The organism is Micromonospora sp. NBC_00858 (genome assembly GCF_045207365.1).
Lineage (GTDB): Bacteria > Actinomycetota > Actinomycetes > Mycobacteriales > Micromonosporaceae > Micromonospora.
The window spans coordinates 7,615,999-7,628,643 of the sequence record NZ_CP108828.1 but is presented as its reverse complement, the minus strand read 5'-3'; the positions used below and the strand labels follow the sequence as shown (position 1 = coordinate 7,628,643).

Here is a 12,645-nt window from a genome sequence, read left to right as displayed (position 1 = left end):
GGCCCCGGCCGGTGTCGCCGAGGGCATCAGCAGCCCCGTCGGCGGCCGTGGGAGAGGAGCCTTCCGCTCTTGTCATCCCTGAGAAACCTGCTGCGCACCGTGGCGCTGGTCGGCATGTCGGCCGCGCTGATCGCACCGACGGCGGCGGCATACGCCGAGCCGTCACCCGCTGACCTGACCCGCCGGATCGAGACGTCCTCGGCCGAGCTGGAGCGGGTCGTCGAGTCATACAACAAGCTCCGCGAGGAGATCAAGACCAACAAGACGGCAGCGGCCCGATTACAGGCCCGCATCGGCCCGCTCGAACAGCAGGCCGAGCAGAGCCGGGCTGACGTCGCCGAGCTGGCCACGACCGCGTACAAGAGCGGTGGTCTGCGGACCGCGGACGCGCTGCTGCGTCCCGGCGGCTCGGCGGCGCTGCTGGACCGGCTCGGCGCGCTCGATCAACTGACCCGCCAACGGCAGGAACGCATCTCGGGCTTCACCGCCACCCAGCAACGGCTGCTCGATGAGAAGAGCCGCCTGGACGCCACGCTGACCCGGCAGGCCGCGCAGGCCCGCCAACTCTCGGCGGCCAAGAAGCAGATCGAGAAGGACCTGGCCAACCTGTACGAGCTGCGCCGGCAGGCGTACGGGGCGGCCACCGAGCAACCCGCGCCCAGGGCGGCGGCCACCCAGGCCGCGAACGTACCCGCCGTCGCCGGTGCGGCCGGCGTCGCCGTGCGCTACGCCTTCGGCGCGCTGGGCAAGCCGTACGTCTGGGCGGCCGACGGGCCGAACGGCTACGACTGCTCCGGGCTGACCTCGGCGGCCTGGCGGGCGGCTGGGAAGTCGCTGCCGCACAACACCCGGATGCAGTGGGGTGCGGTCGCCCACATCGGTCGGGGCGACCTAAGCCCGGGAGATCTGGTCTTCTACAGCGGGCTCGGGCACGTCGCCCTCTACGTCGGCGGCGGCCAGGTGATCGACGCACCGAGCGCCGGCCGCAACGTGCTCAAGCGGGGCATGAACATGATGTCCATCCAGGGCTACGGCCGGGTCCGCTAGCCGGAACCGGATACGGCGAACGGCCGGCGTCCCCCTATCGGACGCCGGCCGTTCGCCGTCATTACTAGCAGGTCAGGCTGCCTGCAGCCCCTCTGCCCGGGCCAGCTCACGAAGCCGGCCGAGGGCCTGGATCTCCAGCTGCCGGATCCGTTCGCGGGACAGGGAGAACCGGGACGCGACCTCGGTGAGCGAGTGCTCGCGGCCGTCCTCAAGCCCGTACCGGGCCCGCATGATGCCGGCCGACCGGTCGTCGAGGTGGTTCAGCAGCCCCTCGATGCGCTGCCGCTCCAGGCCGCTGAGGACGATGTCCTCCGGCGACGGCGCGTCACTGTCGGCGACCAGGTCACCGAGGTTCGTGTCGCCGTCGTCGCCCACCGGGGTGTCCAGCGAGACGGTGTCCTGCGACCAGCGGCGTAGCTCGTTGACCCGCTCGACGGTGACGCCGAGGGCGGCCGCGATCTGGTCCGGCTCCGGGTCGCCACCCAGCTCACGGGTGAGCTGCCGGGCCACGTTGCGCATCCGGTTGACGTCCTCCACGAGGTGCACCGGAAGACGGACCGTGCGCTCCTGCTGGGCGATCGCCCGGCTGATGGCCTGGCGGATCCACCAGGTGGCGTAGGTGGAGAACTTGTAGCCGCGCTCGTAGTCGAACTTCTCGACCGCCCGGACGAGGCCGGTGTTGCCCTCCTGGATCAGATCCAGCATGGGCATGCCCGAGCGCACGTAACGGCGGGCGATTGACACGACCAGTCGCAGGTTGGCGCGGATGAAGAGGTCCTTCGCGCGCTCCCCCTCGACGACCAGCCACTCCAGGTCAGCCCGGTCGACACCGGCGGGGACGCGGTCCTCGCCGAGCAGGTGCTCAGCGTAGAGGCCGGTCTCGATCGCCTTGGAGAGATCGACCTCCTTGGCGGCGTCCAGCAGTGGCGTCCGGGAGATCTCGTGCAGGTAGACGCCGACCAGGTCGCGCTCCTCGGCAACCTCGTCGGTGCGCATGCCGATGTTCTTGTCCACGTTGCCCACGGTCCCCTCGCTCGCGCCGGTTGCCCGGTTCCTTGCCGTCCCCACGTCCGTCAGCCCTTCCCCGGTAACCTTCTGTTGTGCCCACCGGTGCTGACACCTACACAACAGATGAGACGTGTCAGGGATTCCATGTCCTGAGTCGAAAGTGTCACGAATGCCTGAGTAGTAGCTGAGAGCACGGTCCACGTTTGCTGTCAGCACCCGCCGGGTGGCTCGCCTCTGGGCACCACGTACGGGTTGGCGGGTCGACGAATCGCCGAACGCCCGCAACTATGGCAACACCGCCCGCCGCGGGGGCACAGCGACCCGGGTCACCACCGAGCTGCGATCCTGGTCACTGCCAGATACGCACCGGTGGACCGGTCGGTTCATCTACGGAGGTGGTATTACCCCCCGGCCAGATGAACAATCCGGAGCCCCGTTCGCTTCCCATCCGTCGGTACGGGGTTTGGGGGCTAGGAGGCGAGCAGGGCCAGCGCGCCGCGAACCTGGTCGGCAGAGCGGGCCAGCGCGGCCCGGGCGGCGGCGACCTCGGCACCGGAGACCAGCGAGACCAGCGCGGTCTTCAGATCGCCGTCGGCCTCGTTGAGGGCCCGACGGGAGATCTCCTCCGAGCAGCCGGTGGCCTCGACCAGGATCGAAATCATCCGCCCACGGAGTTTCGCGTTGGTGGCCACCATGTCGATCATGAGGTTCGAGTAGACCCGTCCCAGGCGCACCATGACGGCGGTGGAGAACGTGTTGAGCACCAACTTCTGCGCGGTGCCCGCCTTCATCCGGGTCGACCCGGTGACCACCTCCGGTCCGGTGTCCACCCCAATGAACACGTCGACCGACCGGGCGGCCTCCGCCTCCGGATTGGCGCAGAGCAGCACCGTCGAGGCACCCGTGGCGCGGGACGCGGCGAGCGCCCCGAGGACGTACGGGGTGCGTCCGCTGGCGGCCAGACCGACCACCAGGTCGCCGGCGTGCACACACCCGGCCGCATCGACCGCGCCGCCCCGCTCGTCGTCCTCGGCGTCCTCCACGGCCCGCCACATCGCGTCCGGCCCACCGGCGAGGTGGGAGCAGAACCAGTGCCGGGGCGAGTTGAAGGTCGGTGCCAGCTCGGCCGCATCGAGCACACCCAGGCGGCCGGAGGTGCCGGCCCCGAAGTAGTGCACCCGATGGCCGCCACGTAGCGCCGCGACTGCCAGATCGACCGTTGCGGCGATCTCGTCGAGCACCGCGGCGACCGCCGCCGGTACCCGTCGGTCGGCCTCGTTGATAACGGTGAGCACGTCGCGGGTCGACATCAGGTCGAGGTCGACGCTCAGCGGGTTGCGCCGTTCGGTCGGGGCACCCACCCGGACCGTCGGGCGGGCGGGGCGTGCTGGCGTGTCCTCGTCGGGCTCCACGCCGGCCGTCATCCCCGCCTCCGGTTGGCGCCCACCCGGTGCGACTGGACCGCTTCCGCCGTCGCCTCAAGGGCCTTACGCGCCCTGGAGCGGTTGCGGGCGGCCACGCCCACGAAGAGGCAGTCGACCACCGTGAGCTGGGCCAGTCGGCTGGCCGTCGCGCCGGAACGGTAGGTGGTCTCGCGGGCGGCGGTGGTCAACACGAAGTCGGCCACGTCGGTGATCGGCGAGCGCGGGAAGTTGGTCAGTGCCACGGTGGCGGCGCCTCGCGTCCGGGCCTGCTCCAGCACCTCGATCACGTCGGAGGTGGTGCCGGTGTGCGAGATGCCGATCGCCACGTCGCCGCGACCGAGCAGGGCCGCCGAGGTCAGCGCGGTGTGCACGTCCGGGAAGTAGAAGGCGATCCGGCCGATGCGGTGCAGCTTCTGTTGGAAGTCGGAGGCGACGAACCCGCTGGCCCCGGCGCCGTAGATGTCGATCCGGCCGGCGTTGGCGATCGCCTCGACCACCTGCTCACAGACGGCCGGGTCGAGTTGCTCGGCAGTCTCCTCCACCGCGCGTGCGTCGTTGAAGGCGATGGTGGCGATGATCTGGGCGAGGTCGGCGCCGGGCGGGATGTCACCGCCGACCACCCGGGCGTCCGGCGGCTCGATCCGGCGCGCGGCCTCCGCGGCGAGCCGGATGCGCAGCTGCGGGTAGCCGTCCATGCCGACCGACCGGCAGAACCGGATGACGGTCGCCTCGGATGTCTCGGCCGCGGTGGCGAGGTCGGTGATGGTCCGCCGGGCGGCGGCGGCCGGGTCGGACACGACCAGACGGGCCACCCGCTGTTCGGCTGGCGACAGCGACGGAAGCAGGCCACTGATGTGGACGATCAGCCCACCGGGCTCGTGACTCGCGGAAATCTTCGGACTCTTCGCCACGGATGAAACTTACTTTCATGAGGCGTGAGCGTCAACCATGACTGGCCGTGATGGGAAAAGTACCGTCGATCGGGATCACCCGTCCTGCACAGCGTGCCACTCCCCCAGGAGCGCCGCCTCATCCGCCGGGTCCAGTCCGCCCTGCCGGACGGCGGCTGGTTGTGCGGCCATCCAGGTCGCGGTCGCCCGAACGGTGTCGGACAGCGGCCGGACCGCCAGTCCGGCGTCGAGCGCCGGTCGGACGTCCCGGTCCATCAGGCCGCCCCACTCCGGCAGCCGCACCCACAGCGGCAGTGCCCGCTCCCCCGACCACTCGCGTACGTCCCGGGCCAGCAGAAAATCCTGGTCGACCCAGGTGAGGGCCGGATCGGCGACCTCCAGCCCGGCGGCCACCCCGGCCAACAGTTCAGCTCGGGACAGCGCCGGGCCGCTGCCGTCGTACGTGCCGGTGAGGCGGGTGCCGGCGGCGTGCAGTAGCCAGGCCGCCAGATCGGCGACGTCCACGAACTGCACGCGGTCGGTCGGGCGTCCGGGCGCGAGCACCTCCCCACCGGCCGACAGCCGCCGCACCCAGTACGGAAAGCGGTCGCTCGGGTCCTCCGCCCCCACGATCAGCCCCGCCCGGCAGATGAACGAGCGGTCCTCGCCCATCCGCTCCCGGACCAGCCGCTCGATGCTCACCTTGCACTCGCCGTACCAGCGGTTGTCCGCGCCGACCGGCCCGTCCACGTCCGGCGGGGCGGGTGCCAGCACCGGCGCGTCCGCCGCGTTCTGGCCGGGGGTGGTGTTGTCGGCGTACACCGAAACCGTCGACACGAACGACCAGTGGCCGACCTGGTTGGCCAGCGCGGCCAGCGCGTGCCGGGCATGACTGACCTGGCGGGTCACGTCCACCACCGCGTCGAAGCCCTCCCTGGCGAGCGGCGCCAGGCCGTCCGGGTCGTCCCGGTCGACCGGCACGAACCGGGCCTCGGCCGGGGCAGTACCGGAGACGCCCCGGGCGGCGCAGGTCACGTCGTGCCCCTGCGCGACGGCGAGCTGGGCCAGTGCCCGGCCGAGGAACCGGGTGCCACCGAGAATGAGGATCCGCATCCGCTGATGCTGCGCCGCTGGTGGGCTGTTCACCAAGCCGCTCTGCTCTCGGCAGAGCGCTCTTGCAGCCGGCCCGCAGCCGGCCCGCAGCCGGAGTGGCCGCTAGCGTGGGCGCATGGCAGATCGCAGTGTGCTGGTGACCGGAGGTACGGGCGGGCTCGGCGGAGCGGTCGTTGCCACCTTCTTGACGGCCGGCTGGCGGGTGGTCGTACCGGAGCGGGAAGCCCGGCCCGGGTCGGAGCCGGCAGCGGACGGGCCGGTCCGGCTGGTCGCGGACCTGACCGACCCGGCCGGCGCGGCACGGGCGGTCGAGGCCGCCGCCGGTGAGCCGGCGGCGCCACTGCGGGCGGTGGTCAACCTTGTCGGGGGGTACGCCAGCGGCGGGCTGGTGCACGAGACACCGGTCGAGGAGTTCGAGCGGATGCTCACCGCCAACCTGCGGCCGACCTACCTGGTCACCCAGGCCGCGCTGCCGCACCTGGTGTCGGCTGGCGGCGGCGCGGTGGTCTGCGTCTCGGCCCGCGCGGCGGTCGCCCCGTTTCCCGGCGCGGCCGGCTATGTCACGGCCAAGGCGGCCGTGCTCGCCTTCGCCAACGCGGTCGCCGTGGAGTACCGGTCCCGCAATGTGCGATGCAACACCATTCTGCCCAGCGTCATCGACACCCCGGCGAACCGGGCCGCGCAGCCCGACGCCGACCACTCCCGCTGGGTGACCCCGGCCGAGATCGCGCCGGTGATCCACTTCCTCGCGTCGGCGGAGTCCGCACCGACCAGCGGCGCCACCGTCCCGGTCTACGGGCGGGCCTGAGCCACCAGCGGCCCGGCGGGATAGCGACCGCTCTGCTCCCCCGCCGCCGGCTCGGCGGACGTGGTCACGACGGGTGGCGGCGACGCCGACGGCTCCGGCACGGACGGCTCAGGCGGCACGTCGGACGGCGGCGGGACGGCCGACGGACGGGCGGGGTCGGGACGGGCGTCGGGCGGCAGCCAGGTCGCCAGGTGCGCCTGGATCTGCTCGGTCACCTCCTCGGCCGGGCGGCCCGCGTCCACCAACACGAAGGTCGGGTACTCGGGTAGGGCGCGGTAGGCGGTGTCGGCCGCGGTCAGCCAGCCCATCGTCTCGTGGTCGGTGCCGCGCTGTTCGATCCGTCGGTACGCCTCGGCCGGGTCGACGGCGAGGAGGAAGGTCACCTGGGGCGTCGGGAAGCACCGGTAGCCGGCCCGGGCCAGCCGCTCCCAGCGGTGCCCGCCATGGGCCCGGATGCTGGCGTACTGGCAGGCCGAGTACCGGTCCATCACCGCCGTCCGGCCGGTGAGCAGGCAGCTGAGCAGCGCGGCTGCGATGGCGAGCCAGCGCAGCACGGACTCCACCGCCAGCATGCCGTCGCGCCCGACAAGCCGCTGGGCGTCGGGGCGGCCGAACCGGTGGGCGACCCGGCCGAGCCAGCGGCGCCCGCTCGCGTTGCGCCGGTACTTGGCCGGGCGGCCAGCGGCGGTCAACGCGTCGGCCAGCCGGTGCGCCTGGGTGGTCTTGCCCGAACCGTCAATGCCGATCAGGGCGACGGTGCGCAACCGGGCCCTGCTGCGTCGCATCCCCGTTGATCTGGCCACCCTCAGCAGGTTATCCGACCCGCGCTCCGACTCGGCGAGGTTTATGGTGCTTCATCCCGGTTGGCACCCGCCCGCGACCGGACCAGGTGTGGCCGACCGGAATGCCGGGTACGGGAGATTCAAATCCAACCGCCTGTCCACCGACCTGACCGACGGGAGAACCAGATGGCTGAGCGCGGGGACGAGAGTCTGGTGCACACCCTCAAGAAGGTCGCCGCCGTGCTCAAGCAGTCCGAGATCCCGTTCGCGCTCGGCGGCAGCTTCGCCGTCTACGCCCACGGTGGCCACTCCAGCGACCACGACGTCGACTTCCTGATCCGGGAGGCCGACGTCGAACGGTCGCTGGAGGCCCTGGTGGCCGCCGGCTTCGTCGCCGAGCGTCCCCCAGAGGACTGGCTGGTGAAGGTCTTCGACGACGGGCGGATGGTGGACCTGATCCACCGGCCGATCGAGACGCCGGTGACCGAGGAGACGTTCGGCGACACGGTCATCCGGCCGGTCGACGCGATTCACATGCCGGTTCTGTCCGCCACCCAGCTGATGGTGCACAAGCTGCTCGCCTTCTCCCAGCACTACTGCGACTTCGCCCGCGGCCTACCGCTGGCCCGGTCGCTGCGGGAGCAGATCGACTGGGAACGGGTACGCAAGGAGACGCAGCACTCGCCGTACGCCGAGGCGTTCCTGGTGCTGCTGGACCGGCTGGAGGTGGTGCCGGAAGCCGGCACCCAGGCAGGAGAGGGGACACCGTGACCCACCATCGCGACAGCGGCGCCGGGCCGCCGGACGAGTACGTCGAGGCGGAGATCCACCGGCTGCTGGCCGAGGACCCGGCCGTCGCCGAACAGGGGATCACCGTGGTGCGGCGGGAACGCGCCCTCGTGCTCTACGGCGAGGTGGAGAGCCCGCACCGGCGCGAGGAGATCCTGCGCCGGGTGGCCGAGCGTTTCCCGGACGTGCCGATCACCAGCGACATCGGGGTGATCCGTGTTCAGGCGCCCACGGAGATCGAGCAACTGCCCTGAGGGAGGTTCCATGGTGATCCGGATCGCCGCCGTGGGCGACGTGCATCTGGACGAGGACGTGGTCGGCCGGTTCCGCCCCGCGCTGGAGGAGCTGCCGGAGTGCGCCGACGTGCTGCTGCTGGCCGGGGATCTGACCCGGCACGGCACCGAGGCCGAGGCGCGCTGCGTCGCGCAGGAGTTCGGCGGGTTGGCCGTGCCGGTGGTGACCGTGCTGGGCAACCACGACCACCAGTGTGACCAGGTGCCGCAGGTGGTCAAGGTGCTCGAGGACGCGGGCATCACCGTGCTGGAGGGCAGCGGCGTCGTACTGGACTGCGCGGGCGGGCGACTCGGCATCGCCGGCGTCAAGGGATTCGGCGGCGGGTTCGCCGGTCGGTGTGCGAGCGACTTCGGCGAGCCGGAGATGAAGGCGTTCGTCCAAACCACCAACGACAGCGCGGACCGGCTCGGTGACGCACTGCGCCAGCTGGACTGCGACATGCTGGTCGCGCTCACCCACTACTCACCGGTGCCGGACACGCTGGCCGGCGAGCCGCTGGAGATCTACCCGTTCCTCGGCTCGTACCAGCTGGGGCAGGCGATCGACTCGGCCCCCACCGCGCTCGCCCTGCACGGGCACGCGCACGCCGGCACCGAGCGCGGCACCACCCCCGGCGGAGTACGCGTACGCAACGTCGCGCACCCGGTGATCAAGCAGGCGTACAGCGTCTTCCACGTGGGCGATCAACTTGACACCGACCAGGTTTCCCCGATCGGCGGGTCGGGTAGTCAGAGGTCATGGAGCTGATTCTCTGGATTCTCGCAGTCGTACTCGTGGTCGCCGGCATTCTCGCGCTGTTCCGCCGGCAGATCCTGTGGGGCATCGTCCTCATCGTCGTCGGGCTGTTGGTCGGCCCGGGTGGTGTCAGCATCTTCAATTGACGTTCGTATCTCGTAACACCGGGACCCGCCGGGGTCGCCGCGACCGGAGCTCCGTCCTCCCGACAGGAGCACCGCCCGCGGCGACCCCGGCGTTGTGCTGTCCGAGAGCGTTGTGCTGTCCGAGGCCGCTGTGCTGTCCGAGTGTCTGAGCATCCAGGCGGAGGCGTCCCGCCCGGCCGCCCCCGCCCGGGTGCCCCCTTCAGTCCCTGTCGAGCTGCCCCAGATATGGGGCGCCGGAGCCAGCACCGGTTACAGCCGGTCCGCGCCAGTTGGCCGCCACGACGTGAAGCGCACCAGTCGGGCCACGACGGCGTCCCCGCCCACCCGCGAACACCCGACCGCGCCGCAACGCCACCCACACCGACCGGTTCGGCCACGACCGCGCCCCAACACCACCCCCACCCCCGGTTCAGCCACGACCGCGCCGCAACACCATCCCCACCCCCGGTTCAGCCACGACCGCGCCGCAACGCCATCCGCGCCCACCGGTTCGGCCACGATGGGGGCTGCACAGCGGTTCGGCCTACGAGGGCGTATCGGCACGAGTACGGTCGCGGCGCAGACCGGTCCAGATCTGGGGCAGCTCGACAGGACCGCGGTGGCGCGGGCACCGGCGGCGGCAACCTGGGCGCGAGCCCTGCCTGGGCCGGTGCAGCGTTTGACCGCCGACCAGACGGAAACATCTTGACCGTGAAGAGATCGCAGGACGTGCGTCCAACCTCCAACCGACGGTCGCGCTGGACGTTGGTCGGCTTCGTGGCGGCCGTCTTCGTCGCGGCCGCGATCGGCGGGCTGGGGGTGCAGGGCACCACCGAGGAGTACGCGAGCCTGCGGCAACCCAGCTGGGCGCCGCCCTCGTGGCTGTTCGGCCCGGCCTGGTCGCTGCTCTACGCGCTGATCGCGGTGGCCGGCTGGCTGGTCTGGCGCCGGGTCGGCTTCTCCCCGCCGCTCTGGGCGTGGACCGCCCAACTGGTGCTCAACGCGATCTGGACCCCGCTGTTCTTCGGCGCGGGGCAGTACGGGCTGGCGTTCGCCGAGATCGTGGCGATGTGGCTGGCCATCGGGCTCACGGTGGTGTTGTTCGCCCGGGTCTCGCAGGTCGCGGCGGCGCTGTCGCTGCCCTACTGGGCCTGGGTCACCTTCGCTGCCGCACTGAACCTGTCGATCTGGCGGCTGAACTCCTGACCTACCGGTCCCCGGCGGCGGCGCCCGCCGGGGACCGTGGCCGTTCCCCCGGTCAGCAGCGGGGCACGTTCGGGATGTAGCCGTCGTGACCCGTGTACACGTACGCGTCGGCGATGTAGCGGCCACTGCCGATCCGGTCCCAGATCGAGCTGGTGCCGTAGGTGCCGGTGACCGTGGTGCCGCTGGTCTGGCAGGCGATGGTCACCCGGGTGCCGTCGGCGACGGTCCCCACCGAGGCGTACCCGGTGCCGGGGCCGGAGCGGACGGTCAGCGGGGTGCCGCTGGTGTCGACCGTGCCGGAACCGGCGCCCGAGCTGCAACCGTTGTCGCTGGTGTAGCTCCTGCTGCCCCAGTAGAGCGCGAGGGTGCCGTTGAATCGGACCTGGATGTCGCTGCCGTTGAGGCGCTGCTCGTAGTGCAGGTGCGGGCCGGTCGAGCCGCCGGTGCTGCCGACCCAGCCGAGCACCTTTCCGTAGGCGACCGTCTGCCCGACCGAGACGTTGAAGCCGTTGAGGTGGGCGTAGTACGTGCTGTAACCGCCACCGTGGTTGATTCGGACGTACTTGCCGTAGCTGGTGCCGCCGAGGTCGGTCACCCGGTCGACGGTGCCGGGCGCGCTGGCCACCACCGGGTCACCGAGGTCGTCGGTGCGGTTGAAGTCGACGGCGTTCGCCGGGCTGTGGTTCGTCCGGGTCTGCCCGGTCCAGGACTGGCCGCACGGGAACGGCACTTTGAAGGTCGGCGCGGCCAGCGCCGGGCTCGCCGGGGCCAGGACTCCCCCGACGAGCAGACCCGTCACCAGCAGGCTGATCCACCGCTTACGCATACAGCTCCTCCTATGTCGAAAACCTTCGATGCGTAGCACTCAGCCTGACAGATATCGTCATCCTTCGAAAGAGTCGAAGATCTGGCCCGGGAGCGCGCCCACGAGGCAGCCCGGAGGTTTCCGGATTGTTACTCGCTCGTGTCTGACAGGGGCTGGACCGAACCCGATGCAAGCGCTTACATGTGTGCACGCCCATCGGGACCGGCGCCGGGCCTTTGAGCACGACCGCGCCGGCTAGAAAGGAGGACGGCATGGCGGTCTTTACCAGACCACGCCAGGCCTTCGCGATCGCCGGTGTACTCGGGCTGGCGCTCAGCGCCACCGCTTGCGGTACCGGCGACGACAAGAAGAGCGACAACGCGGGCTCCGCGGAGTGTGCCGCATACGACAAGTACGAGGGCCACGACGGCAAGAAGGTCTCCATCTACGCGTCCATCCGTGACGCCGAGGCCGACCTGCTGGAGCGGTCGTGGTCGCAGTTCACCGAGTGCACCGGCATCGAGATCGACTACGAGGGCAACGCCGAGTTCGAGGCGCAGCTCCCGGTCCGGGTCGACGGCGGCAACGCGCCCGACCTGGCGTTCGTGCCCCAGCCGGGTCTGGTCAAGCGGTTCGCCGACGCGGGCAAGCTGAAGTCCCTCGGTGCCGACACCAAGACGATGGCCGAGCAGAACCTGCCGGCCGACTGGCTGAAGTACGGCACCGTCAACGGCACCCTCTACGGCGTGCCACTCGGCGCCAACGTGAAGTCCTTCGTCTGGTACTCGCCGAAGCTCTTCAAGGAGAAGGGCTGGGCGGTCCCGACCAGCTGGGACGACATGATCAAGCTCAGCGACACGATCGCTGCGAGCGGCGTCAAGCCGTGGTGCGCCGGCATCGAGTCCGGTGACGCCACCGGCTGGCCGGCCACGGACTGGATCGAGGACGTGCTGCTGCGGACGCAGACCCCCGAGGTCTACGACCAGTGGACGACCCACGCCATCCCGTTCAACGACCCGCGGATCGTCGACGCGGTCAACCGGGCCGGCACCATCCTGAAGAACGAGAAGTACATGAACGGCGGCTTCGGCGGCGTGAAGAGCATCGGCACCACCGCCTTCGGTGAGGCCGGCCTGCCCGTCACCACCGGCAAGTGCGCCATGCACCGGCAGGCGTCCTTCTACGCCAACCAGTTCCCCGAGGGCACCAAGGTGGCCGAGGACGGTGACGCCTTCGCGTTCTACTTCCCGGCCATCGACCCCGCCAAGGGCAAGCCGGTGCTGGGCGCGGGCGAGTTCGTCGTCGCCTACGCCGACCGCCCCGAGGTCCAGGCGGTGCAGACCTACCTCGCCTCCAGCGAGTACGTCAACAGCCGCGCGAAGCTGGGCAACTGGGTCACGGCGAACAACAAGCTGGACATCGCCAATGTCGCCAGCCCGATCGACAAGCTCTCCGTCCAGATCCTGCAGGACAAGAGCGGCGTCTTCCGCTTCGACGGATCCGACCTGATGCCGGCCGCGGTCGGCGCGGGGACGTTCTGGAAGGGCATGGTCGAGTGGATCAACGGCAAGGACACCGCACCGGTGCTCCAGGGCATCGAGAGCAGCTGGAAGTGATCT

General features: G+C 70.9%; 14 protein-coding genes. 8 read left to right on the top strand and 6 right to left on the bottom strand.

The annotated features are described in order from the left end of the window. Positions 1-69 precede the first annotated feature (69 nt). Complete coding sequence (locus OG990_RS35550) at positions 70-1,047, top strand: NlpC/P60 family protein (protein WP_406078473.1); 978 nt, start codon at positions 70-72, stop codon at positions 1,045-1,047. Positions 1,048-1,119: 72 nt separating this feature from the next. Here the strand turns inward: OG990_RS35550 and OG990_RS35545 are convergent, their stop codons facing one another. The 4 genes from OG990_RS35545 to OG990_RS35530 all read right to left on the bottom strand — a co-directional run bounded on the left by OG990_RS35545 (position 1,120) and on the right by OG990_RS35530 (position 5,482). After that, complete coding sequence (locus OG990_RS35545) at positions 1,120-2,070, bottom strand: sigma-70 family RNA polymerase sigma factor (RefSeq protein WP_328419689.1); 951 nt, start codon at positions 2,068-2,070, stop codon at positions 1,120-1,122. A 455-nt stretch (positions 2,071-2,525) separates the two neighbouring features. Then, entirely contained in the window at positions 2,526-3,479 is a 954-nt protein-coding gene (murQ, locus tag OG990_RS35540) for an N-acetylmuramic acid 6-phosphate etherase (protein WP_328419691.1), read from the bottom strand. Further along, on the bottom strand, positions 3,476-4,390 hold the full coding sequence (locus OG990_RS35535; protein WP_252419657.1) for a MurR/RpiR family transcriptional regulator: 915 nt from the start codon (positions 4,388-4,390) through the stop codon (positions 3,476-3,478). Before OG990_RS35535 ends, murQ begins: the two co-directional genes overlap by 4 nt. 75 nt (positions 4,391-4,465) lie before the next feature. Continuing rightward, the gene (locus OG990_RS35530; RefSeq protein WP_406078472.1) at positions 4,466-5,482 is read right to left on the bottom strand and encodes an NAD-dependent epimerase/dehydratase family protein; all 1,017 of its coding nucleotides are present in this window, start codon (positions 5,480-5,482) and stop codon (positions 4,466-4,468) included. A gap of 115 nt (positions 5,483-5,597) precedes the next feature. Here OG990_RS35530 and OG990_RS35525 point away from each other — a divergent pair, with 115 nt between their 5' ends. Then, positions 5,598-6,290, top strand: a complete 693-nt coding sequence (locus OG990_RS35525) for an SDR family NAD(P)-dependent oxidoreductase (RefSeq protein ID WP_406078471.1) — start codon at positions 5,598-5,600, stop codon at positions 6,288-6,290. Here the strand turns inward: OG990_RS35525 and OG990_RS35520 are convergent. Then, positions 6,275-7,075, bottom strand: coding sequence for a dTMP kinase (locus OG990_RS35520; protein WP_328426053.1), 801 nt, complete (start codon positions 7,073-7,075; stop codon positions 6,275-6,277). The genes OG990_RS35525 and OG990_RS35520 overlap by 16 nt on opposite strands. A gap of 141 nt (positions 7,076-7,216) precedes the next feature. Between OG990_RS35520 and OG990_RS35515 the strand changes: the two genes are divergently transcribed. The 5 genes from OG990_RS35515 (at position 7,217) to OG990_RS35495 (ending at position 10,221) form a co-directional block, all read left to right on the top strand. Beyond that, entirely contained in the window at positions 7,217-7,843 is a 627-nt protein-coding gene (locus OG990_RS35515) for a nucleotidyltransferase family protein (RefSeq protein ID WP_406081979.1), read from the top strand. Beyond that, a complete protein-coding gene (locus tag OG990_RS35510; RefSeq protein WP_328419699.1) occupies positions 7,840-8,115 on the top strand; it encodes a hypothetical protein in 276 nt (91 codons plus the stop codon). Before OG990_RS35515 ends, OG990_RS35510 begins: the two co-directional genes overlap by 4 nt. A 10-nt stretch (positions 8,116-8,125) precedes the next feature. Beyond that, positions 8,126-8,902 (top strand): metallophosphoesterase, encoded by a 777-nt coding sequence (locus OG990_RS35505; protein ID WP_406078470.1) that lies wholly within the window; start codon positions 8,126-8,128, stop codon positions 8,900-8,902. Beyond that, the gene (locus OG990_RS35500; protein WP_007464364.1) at positions 8,893-9,036 is read left to right on the top strand and encodes a GPGG-motif small membrane protein; all 144 of its coding nucleotides are present in this window, start codon (positions 8,893-8,895) and stop codon (positions 9,034-9,036) included. The genes OG990_RS35505 and OG990_RS35500 overlap by 10 nt, the downstream gene beginning before the upstream one ends. Positions 9,037-9,726: 690 nt before the next feature. Beyond that, the gene (locus OG990_RS35495; protein WP_406078469.1) at positions 9,727-10,221 is read left to right on the top strand and encodes a TspO/MBR family protein; all 495 of its coding nucleotides are present in this window, start codon (positions 9,727-9,729) and stop codon (positions 10,219-10,221) included. A 52-nt stretch (positions 10,222-10,273) separates the two neighbouring features. Here the strand turns inward: OG990_RS35495 and OG990_RS35490 are convergent, their stop codons facing one another. Then, on the bottom strand, positions 10,274-11,047 hold the full coding sequence (locus OG990_RS35490) for a peptidoglycan DD-metalloendopeptidase family protein (RefSeq protein WP_328419705.1): 774 nt from the start codon (positions 11,045-11,047) through the stop codon (positions 10,274-10,276). 251 nt (positions 11,048-11,298) lie between these two features. Here OG990_RS35490 and OG990_RS35485 point away from each other — a divergent pair, with 251 nt between their 5' ends. Beyond that, entirely contained in the window at positions 11,299-12,642 is a 1,344-nt protein-coding gene (locus OG990_RS35485; RefSeq protein ID WP_355609333.1) for an ABC transporter substrate-binding protein, read from the top strand. Positions 12,643-12,645: the final 3 nt, after the last annotated feature.